This window comes from Rathayibacter sp. AY2B7 (genome assembly GCF_002931635.1).
GTDB lineage: Bacteria > Actinomycetota > Actinomycetes > Actinomycetales > Microbacteriaceae > Rathayibacter.
In genome coordinates this window covers 32579-55131 of the sequence record NZ_PSUC01000008.1, presented here as the reverse complement: position 1 = coordinate 55131, position 22553 = coordinate 32579, and the positions used below count along the sequence as shown (strand labels likewise).

The window sequence follows — 22553 nt, the reverse complement described above, 5'->3', positions numbered from 1 at the left end:
TCCGGCATCGGGAGCGAATCATGCGACAGGGGCCCGATTCGGCGCAAGACCTGCACCCGCGAGCGCCCGGAGCGTAGCGTGAACGCACCGCATCCTGGCCCCGGCGACGGAACCATGCCCATCCGCCTGCCCTGCGAGGACTTGACCATGACGACGCTCTTCCACACAGGAGGCTCCCTCTCCCTCGACGACGCGACCGCCGATGCCGTCGTCCGCTACTCGCTCGCCCTCGCGCAGCAGCACCGCATGAGCACGGTCAGCGTCGCCGACGACTCGGCCCCCTCCTCCGTCGTGACGCTCACCGTCGGGCTCGGCGTCCCCCTGGTGGTCGCAGGGACCGGTAGCGCAGCGGCGGAGTCGAGCGCCGAGATCCTCGAGCGCCTCGACGCGCTCGACAGTGCGGGCGGACCGGTGCCCGCCTCGGACGTCGACCCCCGCGCGACGTGGGAGCTCGAGAACGAGTACTGAGCTCCGAGCCGCGGCGCCGCCGGCGCGGATGCGCCCCGCTCCTGCTCCGCGGGCGCGGAGCGTCAGCGCCGGTAGTCGCGGATGATCTCCTGGGCGAGCGTCGTGATCGGGGTCGACGTCGCTCGCGCGCGGACCCGCAGCACCTCGAAGGCCTGCTCGACCGTGGTGCGTTGGGCGTAGGCGAGGATCCCCTTCGCCTGCTCGATCAGCACCCGGCTGTCGAGGGCGTGCTGCAGCTGCTCCTGGGTGACCGTGCTCTGCTGGAGCGCACGCTGGTGCAGGATCCCGATCGTCGCGACGTCGGCGAACGCCTGCACGACCGCGATGTCGTCCGGATCGAGCCGCCCCGGCCGGGCCTGGAAGAGGTTGAGGGAGCCGATCGTCGCCCCCGCCGACCGCATCGGCACGCAGTGCGCCGAGAGCACGTCGAGCTCGACCGCCAGCGTCCGGAACTCCGCCCACTCCTCGCCCACGGCACGGGCGTCCTCGACGATCACCGGCCGCCCGGTCTCGAAGCACTGGATGCACGGGCCCGACCCGCTGTCGAGCTGGAGCAGCTCGATCAGCCGGGTGTCCTCGTCCGTGGAGGCGAGCACCTCGAGGGAGCCGGTGGAGTCGGCGAGGACGAGCCCCGCCGAGACGGCGTCGAAGAGGGTCGCGCTGCTCTCCACGAGGGTCTGGGTGAAGTCGACGACGTCGTAGTCGTCGACCAGCGTGTCGGAGAGGGCGACGAACGTCTGGATGACGCTGCGCTCGCGGGAGTTCGTCACCATGTGTCGTCCTGGGCGGTGAGAGGGCGGTCGGGGAACCCGTCGTGCCGGGCCACGATGCCGGAGGCGACATCGACGACGGAGCGCTGCTGGGCGAAGGCGTGGGCGCGCAGCAGCAGCTGCGCCTCCTCGGCCGTGCTGCCGTAGCGCGCGATGATCATGCCGGTCGCCTGGTGCACCACGCGTCGCGAGCGCGGATTCGTGCTCTCCTCGACCTCGTTGTCGCGCAGCACCGCGGCAAGCACCAGCAGCGCCGTCGCGGTGGTCGAGGCGCTGATCCGGCCGAGGAGGGAGTCGCTGAGCGACGTGGGGCGGCGGGAGTAGAGGTCGACCGCGCCGATCGAGAGCCCCGCGATCGAGAGCGGGAAGGCGAAGACCGCGCGCACCGCCGTGGGGCCGATCGCCTCGGTGAAGAGCGGCCAGCGCTCCTCCGCGCCGGTGTCCGGCACCGAGACGGGGCCGGCAGCGCGGATCGCCTCCCAGCACGGGCCCTCGCCGAGGTCGATCTGGATCTCGTCCAGCCGGCTCGCGGTGCTGTCGCTCGCGGCGACGGTCTCGCCGCCGAAGGGGCTGCCGACCGTGGAGATCGCGACGCCGTCGATCGGATACCCGCGCAGATACGGGTCGCAGAGAGCGTCGGAGTCGGTCACCGCGCCCATTTTAGCCGTCGGCTCCGCTCGGAGCGACGCTCCGCCGGACCGGCGGGGACCACGACGCGGTGACGCGCGGGAGCCCGCCTGGCTGCGCTGCCCGGGCGCACGAGGCGACGGCCCGTGAAGCGGCTCGTCGGGCGCGGACGGTGCATGGTGCGGGGCGACGGGAGCCGGAGGACGGCGGCCTGCACGGCGACGGAGCGGCTCAGGCCGGGGTCGATCGAGCCGGGACGCTCGAGGGCGGCGATGAGGTCGTCGAGGACGGCGAAGGCGGGATCTGTCATCACGGCTCCTGGCCGGGTGTCCGCGGCCGTTGTCGTGCGCCGAGGCGCGGGAGGTGTCGATCGGGTGTCGCCGTGCGGGGTCCGCGCACGACGTCGACGAGGTCCTGCCCGACGGTACGGGGCGCGGATCGACCGGACGACGTGGTTGACCTCTCGGAGGTCCGCCGCTACTCGTACTCTGCGTTGAGCTCGTCGAAGTCGTTCGTGATGATCGACAGCGGGGTGTACGGCGTGATGAGGAGGAGCGCCGGGTTCGCGCGACCCTCGCCGTAGTTGACGGTCAGCCACTGCGGGGTCGGGGAGGCCAGGGCGGCCTCGACCTCGGCGCGGAACTCGTCGAGGCTCCTGTTGTTGACCGTGTAGGCGGTGCCGTTGTAGATCAGGTCGATGCGCTTCACAGCTGATCGCCCTTCGCCGGAGGACGCACCGGTTCGGCGGGCTCCGAGATCACGTACAGCCCGCCCGCGGAGTTCGCGAGGTCGGTGAGCGCGGAGATCCAGGCGGGGTTGATGCGGGGCATCCGGCCGCCGAAGTACTTGTAGCGGAGCGCGTGGGAGGGGTGGATCCAGATCGCGCTGCGGCCGTCGCCCATGCTGTGGTCGTCGCGCCAGCTGAGCAGGAACGACTCGTTGCGGCGCAGCTTCGCGGTGATGACGATCTGCAGGTGCGCGAGCACGCGGTCCTCGAAATCGATCTCGACGGTCCCGTCGTAGTGCAGCTTCCCCATCGGCGTCTCCAGCCCCTGATCTCCGCTCGGCAGGCGCCCCACCGTGGCCACCACCCTTCCGCAGACCGGAGGGATCCGACAACCCGGTCTGCCATTCTCTGCTCGATCTGTCCAGGTCTTCCGTCAGCGGCGGTCCTCTGTCAATTTTCTCCCTCCACGCAGCCGGCACTGCCGAGCATGGACGGCATGAAGCACATCCTCTTCGCCGACAAGACGATCCTCGTGGGGGACGAGGCGGCCGACGCGCTCGTCGAGTACGCCGTCGCCCTCGCCGCGAAGGGCGCGGCCGACACCGTCGAGTACACGGGGATCGGCGCCGACGGCGGGACGGTCGACGCCACCTTCCTCGTGAACGCCGCGGCCGCCCTCATCGTCGAGACCACGCCGAGCGACCTGCCCGAACCGGACAACGCGGCGGAGGTGGCACGGCTGCGCGAGCGGATCGACGCGCTCACCGGCGAGCATCCCGTGCAGCCCGGCGACGGCGAGCTGACCAGTGGTGCCGACTACGAGGACTCCTCCGAGCGGTGAGTGGTTCCCCGTGGTGCGCGTCCGGGCGCGACCGGCGTCCGCTACCACTGCGAGGCTCCGCAGTGAACCCCCTGATCGGCTGAGGGGAGGCGGACGTACCGTGGCCCTGCGGGTCGCCGGCGACACGATCACCGGTCGACCGCTACGGGCACGGCCGCGGGTCGGCCGGGGAGGACGGACACCATGACCGGAGACCATCCCTTCTGGGTGCGCCTCGCGCGCAAGGAGCCGCAGTGCGCCATCGTGCGCGGCCGGGTCTTCGAGATCGGCGTCCCCGACGAGCGGGACGGGGCCTTCCTCCTCACGGTCTGGGAGAAGGGGCGGCCCGTCGGGCACGTCCTGAACGTGGATCCGCCCGCCTACAAGCCGTGCGGACCGGGGCACCCGGTCGAGCCGCAGCGGGTCGACGGGGTCGAGGAGCTGCTCGAGCTCCTGGTGCCCCAGCGCACTCGGCTCGCGGCGCACGGCTGACGCCGCTCCCGTCCGCGGGGGCCGCCCGAGTCCTGTGCACCGGGAGCGGGGCGAGCGCTGAGCACCCGCTGACGGACGCCCGGGACGGGGGAGTCGTGCGGCCGGGCGGCGGCTGGCATCCTGACCTCGGTGCGACGAGCGCGCCCGCGAGGGGGAGCCCGATGAGCACCACCGAGGACGTCGACGACGGGACCGCTGAGTTCGGGTACCGCCCCTCCCTCACCCGCGGGATCGGCCGCTTCGGCAGCTTCGCCGCGGGCGTGAGCTACATCTCGATCCTGACCGGCACGTTCCAGCTCTTCTCCTTCGGCTTCGCGCTCGGCGGTCCCGCCTACTGGTGGTCCTGGCCGATCGTGTTCACCGGGCAGCTCATGGTCGCGCTGTGCTTCGCCGAGCTCGCCGCCCGCTACCCGGTCGCCGGCTCCGTCTACAACTGGAGCAAGCGCCTCGCCGGGCCGACGGTGAGCTGGCTGGCGGGCTGGCTGATGGCCACCGCGTCCGTGGTCACGCTCGCGGCCGTCGTGCTGGCGTACCAGGCGACGCTCCCGCAGATCTGGAGCGGGTTCCAGCTCGGCGGCTCCGCGGGGGTGAGCGCGGTGGTCTGGGGAGCGGTCCTGATCGCGTTCACCACCGCGGTCAACGCGCGCGGCGTGCGGCTGATGGCCCGGATCAACAGCGTCGGCGTGCTGATCGAGCTCGTCGCAGCGGTGCTGCTGGTGGCGGTGCTCGCGGTGAACGTGGTGCATCCGCCGACCGTGCTGCTCGACACCAGCGGCTACGGCGGGAGCACGCCGGGCGGGTACGCCGGCGCGTTCCTCATCGCCGCGATCGCGTCGGCGTACGTGATGTACGGGTTCGACACCGCGGGCTCGCTCGGCGAGGAGACGGTCGATCCGCGCCGGACCGCGCCGACGGCGATCCTGCGGGCGGTGACCGCCTCCTTCGTCCTCGGCGGCCTCATCCTGCTGCTCGGCATCCTCTCGGCGCCCGACCTCGCCGACCCGGCGCTCGGGCAGGCGTCGGGCGGGCTGCAGCGGATCGTGCTGCAGGTGCTCGGGGGGCCCCTCGGATCGGTCCTCCTGCTCTGCGTGGTCGTCGCGATCACCGTGTGCGCGCTGGCGGTGCACACGGCGGGCATCCGGCTGATCTTCGCGATGGCCCGCGACAACGCCCTGCCCCGCAGCCGCGTGCTCGCCCGCGTCGACCCGCGGCGCGGGACCCCGGTGGCGCCGGCGCTGGTCGTGGGGGTGCTCGCGGTGCTGATCCTGGTCGTGAACATCGGGACGCCGGCGATCTTCACGGCCGTGACGAGCGTGGCGGTCATCCTGATCTACCTCGCCTACCTGCTGGTGACGGTGCCGCTGCTGATCGCCCGGCTCCGCGGCCGGTGGCCCGCAGCCGCGCCCGGGCGCTTCTCGCTCGGCCGCGCGGGCCTGCCGGTGAACGTCGTCGCGGTGCTCTGGGGCGCGGCGATGACGGTCGACCTCGCGTGGCCGCGCGTCGAGGTCTACGGGGAGGAGCTGCGCTGGAGTGCGGTCGTCGTGATCGCCGCGGTCGTCGGGATCGGCCTGGCCTGGTTCCTCCTCCGCGGCCGGCACCGCCTCGGCACCCTGCCCGCGCACGCGCTCCCCGCGACGCCGCCGCAGAGCTGAGTCGCTCGAGAAGGCCTGTTCTCGAGGGGCAGGACGATCCTTCCCGGGCGACTCGGCGGCGGCACCGGGAGGAGGATGGGGGAGCGGGTGCTCGGCCGAGCGCCGCGGGAAGGAGCGCGCGTGCGGAACCGCCTGGCGACTCCGTCCCTGCTCGCGCACGCCGTGCTCATCCAGGCCGTCGCGTTCCTGCTCCGGCCGGCCGCCGTCTACCAGGCGATCCGGCTCGACGTGCCGGCCTGGGCGCTCGGGGCGCTCGGCGCCTCGTTCGCGCTGGTGCCGCTGCTGATCGCGCTGCCGGTGGGCGGGCTGGTCGACCGGGTCGGCGCTCGGGCCGTGATGGCCGTCGGCTCGCTCGTCGCGGTGGGAGCGGCCGCGGTGCTGCTCCTGGCGGGCGGGAGCGTCGCGGGGCTGCTCCTCGGCATCGCCCTGCTCGGCGCGGGGCACCTGGGCTGCGTGGTCGGGCAGCAGACCGTCGTCGCGGGCGGCACCGGAGGGACGCGTCTCGACAGCCGCTTCGGCTACTACACGTTCGCCGCGTCGCTCGGGCAGGCGATCGGGCCCGCGTTCATCCCGGTGCTCGCGGGCGGCTCGGTGCGGCCCGACCCGGCGCCGCTGTTCCTCGTGGGCGGGATCCTCGCGGTGCTGCTGCTCGTCTCGACGGCGGGGATCCGCAGCCCGTCCCCGCGAGGACCCGCGGCGGAGGGGGCGGCGGCTCCGGGCTCGACGCTCGGTCTCCTCCGGGTGCCGGGCCTCGCGCGCGCCCTGCTGACCAGCGCGACCGTCGTCGCCGCCGTCGACCTGACCGTCGTCTACCTCCCCGCCCTCGGCGCCGAGCGAGGGCTCCCGGCCGGCGTCGTCGGGGCCCTCCTCACCGTGCGCGCGCTCGCGTCGATGGCCTCGCGGCTCCTCCTCGGTGCGGCGACCGCCCGGCTCGGGCGCACTCGGGTGATGGTGGGCGGCATCCTGATCTCGGCGCTCTGCCTGGTGCTGGTCGCCCTGCCCGCGCCGACCGTGCTCCTCTTCGTCGCGGTCGCCGCCCTCGGCCTGGGCCTCGGGATCGGCCAGCCCATCACGATGTCGTGGCTGATCGAGCGCACCCCCGCCGACCGCCACGGCCGCGCCCTCGCGCTGCGCCTGGCCGGGAACCGCCTCGGGCTGATCGCCCTGCCCAGCCTCCTCGGCGTCCTCGCGGCGGCGTCCGGAGCGGGCGGCGTCCTCATCGGCACCGGTGCCGCGGTCGGCGCGACCCTCCTCCTGCTGCGCGGGGTGCGCCTGGACTGAGGTGCCCGGGGCCGCAGTGGATCGGCGGCGCGAGCCGCGTTCCCGGGCCTCTCCGTCGGAAGACCGGAGGGTCAGCTGCCCGGCTCCTCCACGCGGACGTCCTCGGCGGCCTTGTCGGCGCGCCAGCCGCGCCAGACCGGCTGGCGGAGGGTCCCGGAGGCGGTGCGCTCGCGGTAGCGGACCTCGCCGACCAGGACGGGCGACACCCAGTGCACGCCGCGCGACTCGAGCGGAGGGACGGAGACGGCGGGCTCCTCGGTGGCGTGCTCGGCCAGGCGGTCGACCAGTCCGCGGCGCTCGCGGTCACTGAAGCCGGTGCCCACACGGCCGGAGTAGGCGAGCCCGTCCTCGCCGGGGATCGCGGTCAGCAGCGCCCCGACCGACCCCTGCAGGCCGCCCTCGCCCTCGCGCCAGCCCACGATCACGACCTCCTGCAGCCGGTGGTGGGTGAGCTTGATCCAGTCGCGCGAGCGGCTGCCCTCCTGGTAGCGCGAGTCGCGGCGCTTGGCGACCACGCCCTCGAGGCCGAGGGCGCGGCTGGTGGCCATCGCCTCCTCCAGGTCGCCGTCGAACACGGACGGGACGTGCACGCGCTCGTTCTCGGCGACGAGCTCGACCAGTGCCGCGCGACGGGTGTCGTAGTCGCTCCCGGTCAGGTCGTCTCCTGCGCGCTCGAGCAGGTCGAAGACCATCAGGTGCACCGGCGTGGACCGGGCGGCCGCCTCGATCTCGCGCGGCTTCGTCAGCCCGCCGCGGGTCTGCAGAGCGCCGAAGTCGGGGCGCCCGCGAGCGTCGAGGGCGACGATCTCGCCGTCGAGCACGGCGTCGGCGGCGGCCTCGGCGAGCGGGGCGAGCAGGTCGGGGAACGCCGCGGTCAGGTCGTTGCCGTTGCGGCTCGTGAGGGTCGCGGTGCCGCCCTGCACCCGCACGAGAGCGCGGTAGCCGTCCCACTTCATCTCGATCGCGGCCCCCGGGTCCACGTCGCCGCGGCGTCCGGCCGTGGCGAGCATGGGGCGGTGGCGGCGCGGAGCGGAGTCCTCGGCCGGGCGGTCGGCGGAGGGTGCGGGGCGGGGAGCGGGCGACGCGGCGGACGCGGTCGCCCGGCCCCGTCGCTGCGTCCCGTGCCCGTGAGCGGGACCCGGCGCCATCAGGTGCAGGAGCCAGTTCTTCTCGGCGCCCTCCCTCGAGCCCGTGTGCAGCAGGGCGTAGCGGCGGGGCTCGCCGCCGAGCCCGCCGTCGGGGCGGCCGGTCAGCACCGCGATCACCTCCTTCCCCTCGCGCCACTTCTCGAGCGCGTAGGTGCCCTCGTCCCAGATGCGCACCTCGCCGCCGCCGTACTCGCCGGCCGGGATCGTTCCCTCGAAGGTCGCGTATTCGAGGGGGTGATCCTCGGTCTGCACCGCGAGCCGGTTCGGGTCGCCCTCCAGCGGCGGGCCCTTCGGCACCGCCCAGCTGACCAGGACGCCGTCGTGCTCGAGCCGGAAGTCGTAGTGCAGACGCCGCGCGTGGTGCTCCTGGATGACGAAGGAGTCGCCCGAGGAGGACCCCGCGGACGCCGCCTCGGGCACAGGCTCCGGCGTCCTCGACGCGTCGCGCATGCTGCGGTAGGTCGCCAGGCGGTCGGAGGAGGCGTCCGTCGCGGCGAAGCCCGCCATCCTCTCCGGGGTCGGCTCGAGCCCGGCACCGCGGGCGGCGAGCAGCGGGCGGAGGAGGTCGCCGTCGCTTCGCAGCCGCTCCACCACCTCGTCGGGCGACAGGTGGCGCAGGTCCTCGGCGCCCAGCTCCTCCCACGTGCGGGGCGCGGCGGCGGCCGGCCGGAGGCGCCCGCGGAGGGAGTAGGGGGCGATGGTCGTCTTCGTCGCGCTGTTCTGGCTCCAGTCGACGAGGACCTTGCCCTCGCGCAGGGTCTTCTTCATGTCCGAGACGACGAGGTCGCGGTGGTCCAACTCGAGCGCGCGCGCCAGCTCGTGCGCGACCGCCGAGATCTGGTCGCTGGAGGCGGAGGCGTCCAGCGGGCAGTAGAGGTGGATCCCCTTGCTCCCGCTGGTCACCGGCAGCGGAGCCAGCCCCATCCCCTCCAGCAGGTCGCGGGCGAGGAACGCGACCTCGGCGCACTCGGCGAGGCCCGCCCCCTCACCCGGGTCGAGGTCGAGCACGAGACGGTCGGGCGGACGGCGCTCGCCGTCGGAGCCCACCCGCCACTGCGGGACGTGCAGCTCGAGCGCCGCCTGCTGCGCCAGCCAGGTGAGCCCGGCGACGTCGTCGACCAGCGGGTACTCGACGTCGCGCGACGAGTGCGCGAGCCGGGTCCGGCTCAGCCAGTAGGGGGCGGAGGAGGGGAGGTTCTTCTCGAAGAAGACCTCGCCCGGATGCTCGGCGGTGCCCACTCCGTCGACCCAGCGCTTCCGGGTGACCGGGCGGCGCGCGAGATGGGGCAGCATCGCGGAGGCGACGGAGGCGTAGTAGGAGAGCACGTCGGCCTTGGTGAAGCCCGTCTCCGGGTAGACGACCTTGTCGAGGTTCGTCAGCCGCAGCCTCCGCCCGCCGACCGAGACGATCTGCTGCGAGGCGGCCATCCCCCCATGGTGGAGGCAGGCGCGCGCCGAGGGAACCCCGGACCGTCGCGGGAACCCGCAGCGAGCCGCCTCCACGACTCGGGGTTCCCTCGGCGGCGGGGAGTAGCGTCGACGCACCACGTCCGAAGGAGCCCTCCGTGCCCGACACGATCGCCGACATCCCCCTCACCACGATCGACGGCACCACGTCGACCCTCGCCGACTACCCGCCCGTGCGGCTGATCGTCAACGTCGCCTCCCGCTGCGGCCTCGCCCCGCAGTACGAGAAGCTCGAGGCCCTGCAGAAGAGCTACGGGGAGCGCGGATTCACGGTCCTCGGCTTCCCGAGCAACCAGTTCCTCCAGGAGCTGAGCGACGAGGACAAGATCAAGGCGTACTGCTCGACGACCTGGGGGGTCACCTTCCCGATGTTCGAGAAGGTCCGCGTCAACGGCCGCTCGGCGCACCCGCTCTACGCGGAGCTCACCAAGGCGGAGGACGAGAACGGCAAGGCCGGCCGGGTGAAGTGGAACTTCGAGAAGTTCCTGATCACGGCCGACGGCACGGTCCACCGGTTCCGCCCGACGGTCGAGCCCGACGACCCGCGGATCGTCGACCTGATCGAGGCGTCGCTCCCCGCCTGATCCCGCTCAGCGGCGGGCGCGGGGCGGAGCACGCCGCCCGTCGCGGATCAGCGGTCGCGGAGCCCCAGGGTCGAGCGGGCGTCCGCGGGCTCGACGCCCTCGGGGCAGACGATGTCCGAGACGTCGAACGGCGTCGCGCGCGAGAACGGGATCATCTCGATCCCGTCGACGTGGCGCAGCAGCACGAGGCCGCCCTCGCCCTCGCGCAGGCTCCGGCGCACCTGGCGCAGGAAGATGCCGGCCATGTCGAGCTCGACGACGAAAGAGCGGCCGCTCACGTCGATCCGGCAGCCGATGACCGGCTGGGAGCCGACGGAGACGGAGTCCGGCACGCGGCGCGGCTCGATCGGCTGCTCCTTGCGAAGCGTCCGCACCGGGGTGAGGGTGGGCAGGCCGGTCGCTCGCGCGGTGTCCGTCATGGTCGTCTCCGTCCGTCGACGTCCGCCGATGGTTCCGGGGACGTCTTCTCGACGGTACTTCGCGTCCCCCGCAGAGGGGACGGGGTTGACGGCCGTGCGATCAGGGGGCAGCGGGGCCCAGGAGCGGCGGAGCTCAGGAGCCCTGGCGCTGCTCCTCGGGCTCCGGCAGGACCGAGAGCTCGCCGTGCATGCTGGCGACGCTGAGCATCTGCTCGATCCACGCGCGGTTGAGCTTGGGCTGGTGCGCCTCGGTGAAGCGGAAGTGCAGCGGCACCGACGGGTGCAGCCAGACGGAGCTCCGGCCGTGTCCGGTGGAGGCGTCCTCCATCCACGAGAGCGAGAAGGCTTCGTTGCGGCGCAGCTTCGAGAGGACGGCGACCTTCAGGTGCGCGAGGACGCGCTCCTCGAATTCGATCTCGAGGTTCTGCGGTCCGTAGATGAGCGTGGCCACGGGCCCCCTTCGTTCATCGGGCCGGCCCTGGCGGACGGCTCCTCGGGGACGGTAGCCGCTCGGACCCCGGTGCGGGGAATCGGGCGGGAGACACGCCGGACCCCCATTGACAGTCCCGCGGACGGGACGTAGCACTGCCGGGCGTGCTGGGCGCCACGTTAGCCGACGCATGTAGCGAGAGTCGATGCTCCGTCGCGGATCTCCCGTCGGCCGGGGCCGGCCCGGGAGCGAGCGCGGGCACCTCCGGCTGCCGGCCGCGCCGCTCAGGATCCCGTCACGGCCCGGCCGGCGCGTCCCACCCCTCCTGCGGAGTCGCGCAGGTGCCGCGGAAGACGTACTGCGACGGCAGCTTCCGCTGGTGGGAGGACCAGTCGATCGCCGGCCGCCGCTGCTCCGGAGGCAGGTAGCCGAGCCGGTACACCGCCATCAGCTCCAGCTCGTCGGGCACGGCGAGCAGCGACTCGATCCGCGCCCACGCTCCCGGCACCTCCATCGGGAACGACACGAACTGGATGCCCATCCCCAGCTCGACCGTGCTCAGCCAGACGTTCTCCATCGCGGCGCCCATGCTGAACACCGAGTAGAAGGAGGAGAGCTCGCCCGGCCGGTACTCGGAGCGGTCGAGCATCACGCCGAGCAGCAGCGGCGATCCCGCGACGAGCCGGCGGTTCTCCTCACCGAGCGTCTGCGGGACGCGGAGGGAGTTCATCAGGAACTGCCCGCGCTTCGTGAAGACCTGCTTCGTGAAGGGGCGGAGCGCAGCCGGCAGCTTGTCGAACAGCATCCCGTCGCGCCGCTGCTCCATCTCCTCGCTGCTGAAGCGGAAGTAGGGCTTGTAGCGCTCGAAGAACGTGCCGTTCGACATCGCGGTGGTCATGCTCTCGCCGCTGATCGCGGCGATCCGGTCGATCGTCTCGCGCTCCTCGACGAGCACGAACCGCCACGGCTGGCTGTTGAGCTGCGACGGCGCCCGGCCGGCCACCTCCATCAGGAGCCGCTGGTGCTCCTCGGAGACGGGGTCGGGCAGGAACGCGCCGTTGGTGGTCTTCCGGCGTCGGACGACATCGAGGAACTCCATGCCTCGATCCTGCCCCGATCGATCGTGCAGAGGGGGGAGCGGCGGCGGCCCGGGGCGCGCGCGGTAGCATCGAGGGTCCTGTGCAGACTCGAGGGAAGCGGTGGAACGGTGAAGACGAGGGTCATCTTCTACCTTCTCGGAGGTGTGTTCGTGCTCGGCGCGGGCATCAACTCGGTCGTGGGCAGCGGATTCTCGGTGCCGAACCTGCTGACGATGCTCTGCGGCGCGCTGATCCTCGCGATCGCCGGCTGGCAGGCGCTGCGCTCGTACCGCTCCGACCCCGACCGCGACGTCGAGCCCCCGCGCTAGAAGCCGGGGCCCGTCAGCGCAGGGATGACCCGGCCCTGAGACGCTGGAGCACTCCTCGGCGCCGCGCCGGCCGCCGCGTCCGCCCGAGAGCGGCGAGCACGAACGGAGCCGCCGCCAGCGCGATCGCCGGGTGCCGACGTCCGTGCGTGCCCGCGAAGGGGATCACCGCCAGCGGGACGGCGGCGGGAGCCAGCGCGGACGCGGCGCGGGTGTCCGATCGCCGCAGCGTCGCCCAGGCCAGAGCGGTGAGCGTCGACGTGCAGATGTAGAGCGCGTGATGGATCCAGTGCCAGCGGCCCGTGCGGAGAGCGCCGGTGGCGACGGCGGTGCCGAGGGCGCAGTTGGCGGAGTAGCTGACAGCGGCGGCGCGCAGCCAGAGCGGACCGGAAGCGCTCACCCTCCGCCGCGTCCTCACACCTCGCCCCGCGCGAGCAGCAGCCGGTAGGGCGCCACGCGCTCGACCCGCCACCCCTCGGGCGCCACCGCCCGCAGCTCGGCGGCGGTGAAGCTGCGTCGCACCGACAGCGACCCGTCGTAGTGGAGGAACGAGCCGGCCGCGATCGGTCGCGTGGCCAGCAGGTAGGCCGTGTAAGCCAGCCGCGAGCGCTCGATGTCGTTGTGGAGGGCGCGCGGGGCCAGGCGCTCGCTGTCGGCGAGCAGGTCGGCGAGTGATTCCGGCGACAGGTGGTGCAGCACGTGGTTGGAGGTCACCAGGTCGAAGTGCTCGCCCTCGGCGACCAGGTCGGCGCTGCTCGCGCGGCGGAACTCGACTCCGGGCGGCGCGGGCGTGGACGTGGCGAACGAGGAGGCGCGCTCGTCCGGATCGACGGCGGTGATCGCCAGGCGGAGGCCGTCCTCGCGGGCCCAGCCGGCGAGGGAGCGGGCGACGTCGCCGCCTCCGGAGCCGATGTCGAGCAGGCGGAACGGCTCGTCGGGCCGCAGCAGCGGACGCAGGCGCGAGCGGTAGAGGCCGCGCCACCCCGAGACCAGCCGGTTCACGGTGCCGAAGCGGGCGTAGGTGGCGTCGAGCAGGGTGCGGTCGCAGTCCGGGTCGTCCATCAGCTCCTGCTCGGAGACCTCGCGGTGGCGCAGGTCCGGCGCGAGAGGGGCTCGCGGAGTCACTCCCCGCCCCGCTTGGTGAGCAGCGCGAGCTCGACGGTGAGGCCGGGGCCGAACGCCATCGCGCCGATCCGCTCGCCGTCGGCCGCCTCGCCGTGCAGCAGGCGCCGCAGGATGAAGAGGACGGTCGCGCTCGACATGTTGCCGTTGGTCCGCAGCACCTCGCGCGACGGGGCCAGCTGCTCGTCGCTGAGGGCGAGCGAGGCCTGCACCTTGTCGAGGATGCTGCGGCCGCCGGGGTGGATCGCCCAGCGCTGCACGTCGCTCCGCTCGACCTCGGCGCCGGCCAGCAGCGGGGCGACGGCCGCCTCGATGTTCGCTCCGATGATCGAGGGCACGTAGGTGCTCAGCCGCATCGAGAAGCCGTGGTCGCCGATCGTCCACGCCATCTCGGTCTCGCCCTCGTCGGTGAGCGTCGTGGCGAGCGCGTCGAGCTCGAGCACCGGGGTGCCGGGCGCGGCCTCGCGGGCGGTGACGACGGCCGCCGCACCGCCGTCGGCGAAGACGGAGGTCGCGACGATCTGCTCCGGGTCGTTGGAGCTCGTGAGGTGGATGGTGCACAGCTCGACCGCGACGACGAGGACGACCGCCTCCGGGTCGGCCTCGCAGAACTGGCGGGCGGCGCGCAGGCCGGGGAAGGCGCCGTAGCAGCCCATGAAGCCGAGGTGGAAGCGCTGCGTCGAGGGCGCGAGGCCGAGGCGGCGGACCAGCTGGTAGTCGGGCCCCGGAGCGTAGAAGCCGGTGCAGGAGACGGTCACCACGTGGGTGACGTCCTCGGCCGTCATCGACGCGGACGCGAGGGCGCGGCGGGCCGCCTCCGTGAAGAGCTCGGGAGCGCGCTCGGTGTAGACGGCGTTGCGCGCCGCCGTCCCCGGGTCGAGCACCAGGCCGCTCCCCGCGTCGTAGAAGACGCTCGCACCCTCCCGCTCGACCCGGTCGAGCTCGTCGACCACCGTGCTGCGGGTGTCGATCCCGGACGCGTCGAAGGCCGCGCCGATCAGGCGGGACCCGAGCCGGGTCATCGCGGGCTGGGACGCGAAGAGGTCGCGCACCTCGGACTGGCGCAGGACCGTGGTCGGCACCGCCGTCTCGATGCTGCGGATGTGGACGCTCACCCGCAGGAACCTATCGCGGAATCCTGCGGGTGAGCGGTGCCCTGGAGCGTGATCAGAGGATCGGCTTCCCGCCGGTGACGGCGATCGTCGACCCGCTGATGTAGCTCGCCTCGTCGGAGGCGAGGAGGACGTAGGCGGGAGCCACCTCGGCCGGCTGCCCGGGGCGGCCCAGCGGGACCTGCTCGCCGAACTCGGCGACGGCCTCCTCCGGCATGGTCGAGGGGATGAGCGGCGTCCAGATCGGGCCGGGCGCGACGGAATTGGCGCGGATGCCCTTCTCGCCGAGCGCCTGCGCGAACGAGGCGGTGAGGCTGAGGATCGCCGACTTCGTGGCGGCGTAGGGGAGCAGCTGGTACGACGGCTGGTCGGACTGCACCGAGCTCGTCGCGATGATCGATGCGCCCTCCTTCAGGTGGGGCAGCGCCGACTTCACGAGGTGGAAGTAGGCGCTGATGTTCGTCGCGATCGTGCGGTCCCACTCCTCGTCCGGGATGTCGGTGACGCTCTCGCGGCTCATCTGGAAGGCGGCGTTGCTGACGAGCACCTCGAGGTGGCCGAAGCGCTCGACGGTCTCGGTGACGACGGCGCGGCAGTGCGCCGGGTCCTGCAGGTCGCCGGGGAGGAGCAGCGCCTCGCGGCCGGCCTCCCGGACCCACTTGGCGGTGTCCTCGGCGTCGTCGTGCTCGTCGAGGTACGAGATCGCGACGTCGGCGCCCTCGCGCGCGAACGCGATCGCGACGGCCTTGCCGATGCCGCTGTCGCCGCCCGTGATGAGGGCGACCTTGCCGCTGAGGCGGCCGGTGCCGCGGTAGGTGGTCTCGCCGTGGTCGGCCTTCGGCGTCAGCTCGGCCTCGGTGCCGGGCGGTGTCTGCTCGGGGGATTCCGGAGTCATGACTCTCCCTCTCGTGTCGTCGGTCGGTCCCTCCATGCAAGCGGGTGGGAGGGAGGGGGCGCAGGGGGTTGACGCCCGGACCGCTCCGTCGTGTCGTCAAGCCCGCGACACCGAGGGCTCCCTGGGTCTTGACTGAGCGTGTCGCCCTTCTTCGGGGCGCTCGGCCAGGAGGTTCGACATGAGCACGACAGACAGGGATCCGGCTGACGGCGGACTGCCGCGACGGGCAGAGGGCTCGGCGGCGGGCGGCACGGCGCGCATCGACTCCGCGGGGGAGACGGGAGCGGCTGCGGCGACGGACCGCTCCGCGACTCCGGACCGTTCCGCCTCCTCGGACCGCTCCGCTTCGACGGACCGCTCCGACTCCGCGCACTCGGTCCCCGAGCACCGCGCGCCCGTCGACCCCGACTCCGCCGAGGCGAAGCAGGCCCGTGCGGCCGCGCGCAAGGACATCCACCAGCGCGAGCGCGACCGCTTCGGCGGCTTCAAGATCGGCTGCGCCTTCTTCGGCTGGCTCGCCGCCACCGGACTCGCCGTCCTCCTGACCGCCCTCGTCACCGCGATCGGGGCCGCCGTCATCGGCACCCAGGACGTCACCGGCGACCTCGCGGCCGACCCCGCCGCGTTCGGCTGGGCGGGCGCGATCGCACTGCTGGTCATCCTCCTCGTCGCCTACTACTGCGGCGGCTACGTGGCCGGCCGCATGGCCCGCTTCAGCGGAGCGAAGCAGGGCGTCGGAGTGTGGGCCTGGGCGGTCGTCGTCGCGATCGTCGTGGGCATCGTCTCGGCGATCACCGGCGGCAGCCAGGCGCTCTCCGCTGTCAGCGGCTTCCCGACGATCCCCCTGGACGCCGGCGACGCCACGGCCGCAGCGGTCGTGACGGCGCTCGCCGCCCTGATCGTCGCGCTGGTCGGCGCCGTGCTCGGCGGTCTCGCCGGCATGCGCTTCCACCGCCGCGTCGACCGCGAGGGCCTCTCCGGCCTCTCCGTCTGACGCTCCCGTCCCTCCTCCCTCCCCGGAAGCTGCCGCTCCGGTACGCCACGCACGCCGTGCCGCGCACCGGAGTGGCAGCTCGCGGAGGGGAGGTAGGGTCCATCGCGTGACGGGGGAGCGAGGGACGCGGCTGGCGGACGAGCTGCGGGAGTGGGACGCGGGCGCGCTCGCGGACCTGCGGGACGAGTACCTGGCGTTCCTCGAGCAGCGCGGCGAGTCGGCGCTCGAGCGCGACGGCGGACCCGAGCACGTCACGGCGAGCTGCTTCGTGCTCTCGCCGGATCTCGCGCAGGTGCTGCTCTGCTTCCACCGCAAGGGCCGGTTCTGGGTGCAGCTCGGCGGTCACGTCGAGCCCGGCGACCACTCCACGGCCGACGCGGCCCTCCGCGAGGCGCGGGAGGAGAGCGGAGCGGCACGGCTGCAGTCGCTCGGCGTCCTGCCCCTCGACCTCGACCGGCACGCGCTCGGCGACGGCTTCGGCCGCTGCTCGCGACACTGGGACGTGGGCTACGGCGCGATCGCCGATCCGGACGCTCCCGTAACGGTCAGCGACGAGAGCGACGACGTGGCCTGGTGGCCGGTCGACGCGCTGCCCGCCGAGGTGCCGCCGGGGTTCGCCGAGCGGCTGGCCGGGGCGCTCGCCGCGGCGCGGCTGCTCCGTGGTGCGGGGTCGCTCGGCGGCTGATCGAGGCCCGCCTCCACCCACCTCGCATCCCGGCAGCGCGCCTGCGACGAGTCCTCCCCGTGACTCCGGCGCCGTGCGGCACGATGGGGCGATGAGCAGCACCGCTGACCCTGTCGTCGTCCTCGCCGGTGCGAGCGGATTCCTCGGGACGGACCTCGCCCGCCGCTTCGCCGCCGACGGCTGGATGGTGCGGAGGATCGGCCGCTCCGGGCCGGACGCGCGCTGGGGCGACACCGCCGGCATCACCCGGGTGCTCGACGGTGCGCGCCTCCTGGTGAACCTGGCCGGCAAGAGCGTCGACTGCCGGTACACCGCGGCGAACCGGGCCGAGATCCTCCGCTCGCGCGTGGCGACCACCGCGGAGCTGCACCGCGCGGTCGCGGCGGCCGCGACTCCTCCGCCGGTCTGGATGAACGCGAGCACGGCGACGATCTACCGGCACGAGGAGGAGCGGGCGAACACCGAGGACGAGGGCGTGCTCGGCGAGGGCTTCTCGGTCGACGTGGCGCGGGCGTGGGAGTCGGAGTTCTTCGCCGGGGAGACGCCCGGCGTGCGGCGCGTGGCGCTGCGGATGTCCATCGTGCTCGGAGACGGTCCGGCGACGGCGATCCTGCTGCGGCTGGCGCGGCTCGGCCTCGGCGGTCCTCAGTTCGACGGGCCGTGGCCCTCGACGCGCGCCCGCCGGGAGGCCGGCGTGCACCACGAGCACCGGCGCACCCGCGGCCGTCAGCACTTCAGCTGGATCCACGTGGAGGACGTCCACCGGTCGATCCGCTTCCTCGAGGAGTCGACCCTCGACGGGCCGGTGAATCTCGCGTCGCCGAATCCGAGCGACAACACCGAGCTCTCCCGGCTGCTCCGCGCCGCCGTGGGCCGCCGGATCGGCGTGCCGGCTCCGCGCTTCGTCCTCGAGCCCGCGACGCTCGTGCTCCGCACCGAGTCCGAGCTCCTGCTCAAGTCCCGCTGGGTCGTGCCCGCCCGCCTCGAGGACGCCGGCTTCACCTTCGCGCACCCCCACCTCGCCGAGGCCCTCCGCACCCTGGCCTGACCCGCCCCCTGCGTGGCGACCGACCTCCGCCGCGAGCCCGTATCGCGGAGGTCCGAGTCCGAGCGCGGATCCTCCCACTACCGGCCGCCCTCGAGGCGTCGGGCGAAACGCGTGCCGAGCGTTTCGGATGCGCCGAACGCTCCCCGCTCCACGAGACCCGGCCGCCCTCTGAGCCGACCGCGCCACGCCGCGCGGGGAGAGGCGTGGCCGACATCGCGGCGAAGGTCGCGCTACTGCGCGACCTTCGCCGCGATGTCGCTCCGATACACCCCGCCGTCGAGGTGGATCAGGTCGAGCGCGCGGTACGCCCGCTCCCGCGCCTCGGCGAAGTCGGCGCCGCGTGCGACGACGTTGAGCACGCGGCCGCCGGTGGCGACGAAGCTCCCGTCGACCAGCTGGGTCGCCGCGTGGGCGATGGTGACGCCGGGGACGTCCGCCGCCGCGTCGAGTCCGGTGATGGTCCGTCCGGTGACGGCGTTCTCGGGGTAGCCCTCGCTCGCGAGGACGACGGTGACGGCGACCTCGTCCGTGAACGCGGGCCACGGGACGGAGGCGAGCGCGCCGGTGGCCGCCGCGTGCAGCAGCGCGGACAGCGGGGAGGCGAGGCGGGGGAGGACGACCTGGGTCTCGGGGTCTCCGAAGCGGGCGTTGAACTCGATCACGCGCAGGCCCGCGTCGGTCACGATGAGGCCGCAGTAGAGCAGTCCGACGAAGGGGGTGCGCTCGCGCTCGAGCTGGCGGATGGTCGGGATGGCGACCGTGTCGATCACCTCGTCGACGAAGGCGCGCTCGCTCTCCCAGCGGTCGGCGAGCCAGGGGAGCGGGGAGTAGGCGCCCATGCCGCCGGTGTTCGGCCCTTCGTCGCCGTCGCCCAGGCGCTTGAAGTCCTGCGCGGGGGAGAGGGGGACGACGTCGTGGCCGTCGGAGAGGAGGAAGAGGGAGACCTCCTGGCCGGCGAGGAACTCCTCGATGAGGACGTCGCCGGACTGCAGCCAGAACTCGGCGTGCGCGATCGCCGCGCTGCGCGACTCCGTCACCAGGACGCCCTTGCCCGCGGCGAGGCCGTCGGCCTTGACGACCGAGGGGAGTCCGTACTCGTCGATGGCGCGGGTCGCGTCGACCAGGGTGGAGACGCGGGTCGCGCGGCCGGTGGGCACCCGGGCCATGTCCATCACGCGCTTCGCGAAGGTCTTCGAGCCCTCGAGTGCGGCGGCGGCCCGGTCGGGGCCGAAGGTGGGGATGCGGCGCTTGCGGAGCGCGTCGGCGACTCCGGCGACCAGGGGCGCCTCGGGGCCGATGACGACGAGCTCGATGCCCTGCTCCACCGCGAAGTCGCTGACCAGCCGGGGGCTGTTCGTGTCGAAGTGGATGACCTCGACGTCGCGCGCGATGCCGGCGTTGCCGGGCGCCGCGATGATCTCGTGGTGCTCCTCCTCCGCGAGGAGAGCCGTGATGATGGCGTGCTCACGGGCACCCGAACCGAGGACGAGGATCTTCACCCTGACAGGATAGGGCGCCCCGCCCCGGGGCTGGTCCCTGTGACGTCCTCCTCCGCAGGGCGGCGCTGCGGACGCCGACACGCCGGGCGGAGCCCCGCGGGAGGCCTCCGGGAGCGAGCGGCGGCGGCAGGATGGATGCATGGCCAAGGGCAGGATCGATGAGGCGAGCGGGCAGTCCGCGGTGCGGGCGGCGCTCGCCGGAGGAGCGGACCGGAACACGACGGCGACGGCGGTGCGGTTCCTCCTGCAGATCATCGAGACGAACGTCCCCGGGCGCAGCGTCGAGGTGCGCGTTCCGCCGTTCGGCGCGGCCCAGTGCGTCGAGGGACCGGGTCACACCCGCGGGACTCCGCCGAACGTGATCGAGATGGACGCGGCGACCTGGCTGCCGCTCGCGACCGGCTCCCTGCCGTGGAGCGAGGGCCTCGCGAGCGGGCGGATCCACGCCTCCGGAGTGCGCGCGGACCTCACGCCGTTCCTCCCCATCCTGCGCGTCGGCTGAGCGTCGGCGAGTTAACTTCTCGTAAACGCGGCGGCGAGCCGTCGTCGGAACGTTTGACCTGGGGTCCGCTGTCGGGTTGTCTGGGAATAACCCCCTCACGCGGCACGAATCCTCTCCGGATCCACCGCTCGATGCTTGGAGTCCCCTTCACGATGCGCAGTACTTCCCCGGGCCGACGCGGCCTCACCCGACTCCTCTCCGCGACCGCCGTCGGCGCCGTCGCCGGAGCGGCCCTCCTCGGCGCCACGCCCGCCGCGGCGGCCGAGGGCGATGTCGCCATCGACATCCTCTCGATCAACGACTTCCACGGGCGGCTCGCCGCCGACCGCGCCGTCGCCGGAGCCGCCGTGCTCGCCGGCGCCGTCGACTCCTACCGCGCCGCCAACCCGAACACGCTGTTCGTCTCGGCCGGCGACAACATCGGCGCCTCGACCTTCGTGTCGAAGGTGCAGGGCGACATCCCCACGCTCGACTCGCTAAACGCGATGGGCCTCGACGTCAGCACGCTGGGCAACCACGAGTTCGACCAGGGCCGCGCCGATGTCGACGGCCGCGTCGTGGACGCCTCGGCGTTCCCCTACGTGAACGCGAACCTCTACGACACCGCGACCGGCGAGCGCGCCTACTCCCCGTACGTGATCACCGAGCAGGACGGCGTCTCCGTCGCCTTCATCGGCGCGATCACCGAGGACCTCGGCAAGCTCGTCAGCCCCGCCACGATCTCGACGCTCTCCATCGAGCCCATCGCCGAGAACGTCAACGAGGTCGCCGCGCAGCTCCAGGACGGCGACGCCGCCAACGACGAGGCCGACGTGGTCGTCCTGCTCCTGCACGAGGGAGCCGACGCCGACGCGGCCGAGCTGAACACTCCGGAGGCGGACCCCAAGTTCGGCGCGATCGTCAACGCGGTCGCCCCGAACGTCGACGCGATCGTCTCGGGCCACAGCCACCAGGAGTACAACGCGGGCATCGACGCCGGCCGGGCCTTCCCGACCGTCGTGTCGCAGACCGGCAGCTACGCCGAGAACATCGGCCGCATGTCCCTGACCGTCGACCCGGCGACCAAGCAGCTCACCTCGCTCACCAGCGAGGTCGTGCCGCTGACGAAGGTCGTCGACGACCCGGCCTCGGACGACCCGGCCAAGACGATCGTCGTCGGCGCCTTCGAGCCCGACCCCGAGGTCGAGACCATCGTCGCCGACGCCCAGGCCGTCGCCGTCCGCGAGGGCAGCGTGAAGGTCGGCACCATCACCGAGGACATCTCGCGCGCCTACCGCCCGGACGGCACCACGACCAACCGCGGCTCGGAGTCGACCCTCGGCAACCTCGTCTCGGACGCTCAGCTCTGGGCCACCCGTGAGCTCGGCACGCAGATCGCCTTCTCGAACGCGGGCGGCCTGCGCGACGACCTCTCCTACACCGCGACTCCGGACCAGCCCGGCGACGCGGACGGCGTGGTCACCTACGCCGAGGCCTCCGACGCCCAGCCCTTCGCGAACACCCTGGTGACCCTGCAGCTGACCGGCGAGCAGATCTCCGACCTGCTCGAGGAGCAGTGGGTGGGCAGCTCCAGCCACCCGCAGCTGAACCTTTCCACCTCGAAGGACCTCACCTACGTCTTCGACGCCACGGCGCCCGAGGGCTCGCGCATCTCGCAGGTGTTCTTCCAGAACGAGCCGATCGACCCGGCCGCGACCTTCACCGTCGTGACCAGCAGCTTCCTCGCGAGCGGCGGCGACGGCTTCAGCACCTTCACCGAGGGCACCGGCACGGCCGACTCCGGCCGCATCGACCTGGACGCCTTCGTCGGCTACATCCAGGACCTCGGCACCGTCAGCCCCGACCCCGTGCAGCGCACGATCGGCCTGACCGACAACGTCCCGGACTCGGGCGAGTACGCGGTCGGCGACACGATGACCGTCGACCTCTCCTCGCTCCTGTTCAGCACCGGAGCCGCGGCCGACACCACCGTGACCGCGAGCGTCGACGGCACCGTCGTCGGCACCGCGACGATCGACCCGACCCGGGCCGTCACCGACGACTCGACCGGTCGCGCCTCGTTCTCGGTCCCGATCGACGAGAGCCTGGCGGGCGGCGCGCACACCGCGACGTTCGCGCTCGACACCACCGGCACCGAGATCAGCGTCGGCTTCGCCGTCGCGGCCGGCGCCGGAGCGGGCACCCCGACTCCCGGACCGACCACGGAGCCGACGCCCGCGCCGACCACGCCGCCCACCACGGGCCCCGCGCCGACGCCGACCACTGCTCCGGTCGCCGGCTCGCACCACCTCGCCGAGACCGGAGTGGACGCGACCCCCGCGTTCGCCGCCGGGATCGCCGCTCTGCTGCTCGGTCTGGGCATGACGGTCGCGCGCCTGCGCCGCCGCACCGCCGCGAAGTAGCCGC

Annotated in this window: 26 protein-coding genes; 12 read left to right on the top strand and 14 right to left on the bottom strand. The window is 73.3% G+C overall.

Going from position 1 to position 22553, the window contains the following annotated elements; all coding sequences use genetic code 11:
* The first annotated feature begins 147 nt into the window (after window positions 1-147).
* Window positions 148-468 (top strand): hypothetical protein, encoded by a 321-nt coding sequence (locus C5C27_RS03075; RefSeq protein WP_104239020.1) that lies wholly within the window; start codon window positions 148-150, stop codon window positions 466-468.
* Between the two features lie 62 nt (window positions 469-530).
* On the opposite strand, the gene C5C27_RS03070 is transcribed toward C5C27_RS03075, so the two are convergent.
* From C5C27_RS03070 to C5C27_RS03050, 5 genes are all read right to left on the bottom strand, one after another.
* Entirely contained in the window at window positions 531-1241 is a 711-nt protein-coding gene (locus C5C27_RS03070; protein WP_104313576.1) for a GAF and ANTAR domain-containing protein, read from the bottom strand.
* Window positions 1235-1888: a GAF and ANTAR domain-containing protein gene (locus tag C5C27_RS03065; protein WP_146079593.1), complete on the bottom strand. Its 654-nt coding sequence runs from the start codon at window positions 1886-1888 to the stop codon at window positions 1235-1237. The genes C5C27_RS03070 and C5C27_RS03065 overlap by 7 nt, the downstream gene beginning before the upstream one ends.
* Entirely contained in the window at window positions 1885-2175 is a 291-nt protein-coding gene (locus C5C27_RS03060) for a hypothetical protein (protein ID WP_104233816.1), read from the bottom strand. The genes C5C27_RS03065 and C5C27_RS03060 overlap by 4 nt, the downstream gene beginning before the upstream one ends.
* A 167-nt stretch (window positions 2176-2342) precedes the next feature.
* The gene (locus C5C27_RS03055; protein WP_104247371.1) at window positions 2343-2573 is read right to left on the bottom strand and encodes a hypothetical protein; all 231 of its coding nucleotides are present in this window, start codon (window positions 2571-2573) and stop codon (window positions 2343-2345) included.
* Window positions 2570-2902, bottom strand: coding sequence for an ATP-dependent DNA ligase (locus C5C27_RS03050; RefSeq protein ID WP_104223784.1), 333 nt, complete (start codon window positions 2900-2902; stop codon window positions 2570-2572). The genes C5C27_RS03055 and C5C27_RS03050 overlap by 4 nt, the downstream gene beginning before the upstream one ends.
* 186 nt (window positions 2903-3088) lie before the next feature.
* Here C5C27_RS03050 and C5C27_RS03045 point away from each other — a divergent pair, with 186 nt between their 5' ends.
* From C5C27_RS03045 to C5C27_RS03030, 4 genes are all read left to right on the top strand, one after another.
* A complete protein-coding gene (locus C5C27_RS03045; RefSeq protein WP_146079592.1) occupies window positions 3089-3433 on the top strand; it encodes a hypothetical protein in 345 nt (114 codons plus the stop codon).
* Between the two features lie 183 nt (window positions 3434-3616).
* Window positions 3617-3904 carry a hypothetical protein gene (locus C5C27_RS03040; RefSeq protein ID WP_104313575.1) on the top strand — a complete coding sequence of 96 codons (288 nt, stop codon included), beginning with the start codon at window positions 3617-3619 and terminating at the stop codon, window positions 3902-3904.
* A gap of 161 nt (window positions 3905-4065) precedes the next feature.
* Window positions 4066-5556, top strand: coding sequence for an APC family permease (locus tag C5C27_RS03035; protein WP_104313574.1), 1491 nt, complete (start codon window positions 4066-4068; stop codon window positions 5554-5556).
* Window positions 5557-5676: 120 nt separating this feature from the next.
* A complete protein-coding gene (locus C5C27_RS03030) occupies window positions 5677-6837 on the top strand; it encodes an MFS transporter (RefSeq protein WP_258061331.1) in 1161 nt (386 codons plus the stop codon).
* A gap of 71 nt (window positions 6838-6908) precedes the next feature.
* Here the strand turns inward: C5C27_RS03030 and C5C27_RS03025 are convergent, their stop codons facing one another.
* Window positions 6909-9413: an ATP-dependent DNA ligase gene (locus C5C27_RS03025; protein ID WP_104313573.1), complete on the bottom strand. Its 2505-nt coding sequence runs from the start codon at window positions 9411-9413 to the stop codon at window positions 6909-6911.
* Between the two features lie 137 nt (window positions 9414-9550).
* Between C5C27_RS03025 and C5C27_RS03020 the strand changes: the two genes are divergently transcribed.
* A complete protein-coding gene (locus C5C27_RS03020; protein WP_244229546.1) occupies window positions 9551-10036 on the top strand; it encodes a glutathione peroxidase in 486 nt (161 codons plus the stop codon).
* 47 nt (window positions 10037-10083) lie between these two features.
* On the opposite strand, the gene C5C27_RS03015 is transcribed toward C5C27_RS03020, so the two are convergent.
* The 3 genes from C5C27_RS03015 to C5C27_RS03005 all read right to left on the bottom strand — a co-directional run bounded on the left by C5C27_RS03015 (window position 10084) and on the right by C5C27_RS03005 (window position 11984).
* Window positions 10084-10455 (bottom strand): hypothetical protein, encoded by a 372-nt coding sequence (locus C5C27_RS03015; RefSeq protein ID WP_104313572.1) that lies wholly within the window; start codon window positions 10453-10455, stop codon window positions 10084-10086.
* A 133-nt stretch (window positions 10456-10588) separates the two neighbouring features.
* Window positions 10589-10906 (bottom strand): hypothetical protein, encoded by a 318-nt coding sequence (locus C5C27_RS03010; protein ID WP_244229547.1) that lies wholly within the window; start codon window positions 10904-10906, stop codon window positions 10589-10591.
* A 274-nt stretch (window positions 10907-11180) separates the two neighbouring features.
* Window positions 11181-11984: a nitroreductase family protein gene (locus C5C27_RS03005; RefSeq protein WP_104313571.1), complete on the bottom strand. Its 804-nt coding sequence runs from the start codon at window positions 11982-11984 to the stop codon at window positions 11181-11183.
* Between the two features lie 108 nt (window positions 11985-12092).
* Here C5C27_RS03005 and C5C27_RS03000 point away from each other — a divergent pair, with 108 nt between their 5' ends.
* Window positions 12093-12293, top strand: a complete 201-nt coding sequence (locus tag C5C27_RS03000; RefSeq protein WP_104223776.1) for a hypothetical protein — start codon at window positions 12093-12095, stop codon at window positions 12291-12293.
* Between the two features lie 13 nt (window positions 12294-12306).
* Here the strand turns inward: C5C27_RS03000 and C5C27_RS02995 are convergent, their stop codons facing one another.
* From C5C27_RS02995 to C5C27_RS02980, 4 genes are read right to left on the bottom strand one after another with little or no spacing between them, the layout of a single operon-like run.
* Window positions 12307-12690: a hypothetical protein gene (locus C5C27_RS02995; RefSeq protein WP_104313570.1), complete on the bottom strand. Its 384-nt coding sequence runs from the start codon at window positions 12688-12690 to the stop codon at window positions 12307-12309.
* 14 nt (window positions 12691-12704) lie between these two features.
* Entirely contained in the window at window positions 12705-13415 is a 711-nt protein-coding gene (locus C5C27_RS02990; RefSeq protein WP_258066481.1) for a class I SAM-dependent methyltransferase, read from the bottom strand.
* Window positions 13412-14527 (bottom strand): type III polyketide synthase, encoded by a 1116-nt coding sequence (locus tag C5C27_RS02985; protein ID WP_104313569.1) that lies wholly within the window; start codon window positions 14525-14527, stop codon window positions 13412-13414. The genes C5C27_RS02990 and C5C27_RS02985 overlap by 4 nt, the downstream gene beginning before the upstream one ends.
* Before the next feature lie 52 nt (window positions 14528-14579).
* The gene (locus C5C27_RS02980) at window positions 14580-15419 is read right to left on the bottom strand and encodes an SDR family oxidoreductase (protein ID WP_104233826.1); all 840 of its coding nucleotides are present in this window, start codon (window positions 15417-15419) and stop codon (window positions 14580-14582) included.
* Window positions 15420-15597: 178 nt separating this feature from the next.
* Between C5C27_RS02980 and C5C27_RS02975 the strand changes: the two genes are divergently transcribed.
* The 3 genes from C5C27_RS02975 (at window position 15598) to C5C27_RS02965 (ending at window position 18146) form a co-directional block, all read left to right on the top strand.
* Window positions 15598-16413 (top strand): hypothetical protein, encoded by an 816-nt coding sequence (locus C5C27_RS02975; protein WP_258066480.1) that lies wholly within the window; start codon window positions 15598-15600, stop codon window positions 16411-16413.
* Between the two features lie 106 nt (window positions 16414-16519).
* Window positions 16520-17098, top strand: coding sequence for an NUDIX hydrolase (locus C5C27_RS02970; RefSeq protein ID WP_258066479.1), 579 nt, complete (start codon window positions 16520-16522; stop codon window positions 17096-17098).
* Window positions 17099-17189: 91 nt separating this feature from the next.
* The gene (locus C5C27_RS02965; protein WP_104313568.1) at window positions 17190-18146 is read left to right on the top strand and encodes an epimerase; all 957 of its coding nucleotides are present in this window, start codon (window positions 17190-17192) and stop codon (window positions 18144-18146) included.
* A gap of 230 nt (window positions 18147-18376) precedes the next feature.
* Here C5C27_RS02965 and purD read toward each other — a convergent pair whose 3' ends face one another.
* The gene (purD, locus tag C5C27_RS02960; protein ID WP_104238724.1) at window positions 18377-19645 is read right to left on the bottom strand and encodes a phosphoribosylamine--glycine ligase; all 1269 of its coding nucleotides are present in this window, start codon (window positions 19643-19645) and stop codon (window positions 18377-18379) included.
* 139 nt (window positions 19646-19784) lie between these two features.
* Here purD and C5C27_RS02955 point away from each other — a divergent pair, with 139 nt between their 5' ends.
* Window positions 19785-20147, top strand: a complete 363-nt coding sequence (locus C5C27_RS02955; protein WP_104223770.1) for a sterol carrier family protein — start codon at window positions 19785-19787, stop codon at window positions 20145-20147.
* 131 nt (window positions 20148-20278) lie between these two features.
* Entirely contained in the window at window positions 20279-22549 is a 2271-nt protein-coding gene (locus tag C5C27_RS02950) for a bifunctional UDP-sugar hydrolase/5'-nucleotidase (protein ID WP_104313567.1), read from the top strand.
* Window positions 22550-22553 lie beyond the last annotated feature (4 nt).

Excerpts from the sequence above, each read along its gene's own strand:
- C5C27_RS03075 (WP_104239020.1), top strand. The coding sequence starts at position 148 with ATGACGACGCTCTTCCACACAGGAGGCTCCCTCTCCCTCGACGACGCG.
- C5C27_RS03070 (WP_104313576.1), bottom strand. The coding sequence starts at position 1,241 with ATGGTGACGAACTCCCGCGAGCGCAGCGTCATCCAGACGTTCGTCGCC.
- C5C27_RS03060 (WP_104233816.1), bottom strand. The coding sequence starts at position 2,175 with ATGACAGATCCCGCCTTCGCCGTCCTCGACGACCTCATCGCCGCCCTC.
- C5C27_RS03050 (WP_104223784.1), bottom strand. The coding sequence starts at position 2,902 with ATGGGGAAGCTGCACTACGACGGGACCGTCGAGATCGATTTCGAGGAC.
- C5C27_RS03045 (WP_146079592.1), top strand. The coding sequence starts at position 3,089 with ATGAAGCACATCCTCTTCGCCGACAAGACGATCCTCGTGGGGGACGAG.
- C5C27_RS03040 (WP_104313575.1), top strand. The coding sequence starts at position 3,617 with ATGACCGGAGACCATCCCTTCTGGGTGCGCCTCGCGCGCAAGGAGCCG.
- C5C27_RS03035 (WP_104313574.1), top strand. The coding sequence starts at position 4,066 with ATGAGCACCACCGAGGACGTCGACGACGGGACCGCTGAGTTCGGGTAC.
- C5C27_RS03025 (WP_104313573.1), bottom strand. The coding sequence starts at position 9,413 with ATGGCCGCCTCGCAGCAGATCGTCTCGGTCGGCGGGCGGAGGCTGCGG.
- C5C27_RS03015 (WP_104313572.1), bottom strand. The coding sequence starts at position 10,455 with ATGACGGACACCGCGCGAGCGACCGGCCTGCCCACCCTCACCCCGGTG.
- C5C27_RS03005 (WP_104313571.1), bottom strand. The coding sequence starts at position 11,984 with ATGGAGTTCCTCGATGTCGTCCGACGCCGGAAGACCACCAACGGCGCG.
- C5C27_RS02980 (WP_104233826.1), bottom strand. The coding sequence starts at position 15,419 with ATGACTCCGGAATCCCCCGAGCAGACACCGCCCGGCACCGAGGCCGAG.
- C5C27_RS02975 (WP_258066480.1), top strand. The coding sequence starts at position 15,598 with ATGAGCACGACAGACAGGGATCCGGCTGACGGCGGACTGCCGCGACGG.
- C5C27_RS02965 (WP_104313568.1), top strand. The coding sequence starts at position 17,190 with ATGAGCAGCACCGCTGACCCTGTCGTCGTCCTCGCCGGTGCGAGCGGA.
- C5C27_RS02955 (WP_104223770.1), top strand. The coding sequence starts at position 19,785 with ATGGCCAAGGGCAGGATCGATGAGGCGAGCGGGCAGTCCGCGGTGCGG.
- C5C27_RS02950 (WP_104313567.1), top strand. The coding sequence starts at position 20,279 with ATGCTTGGAGTCCCCTTCACGATGCGCAGTACTTCCCCGGGCCGACGC.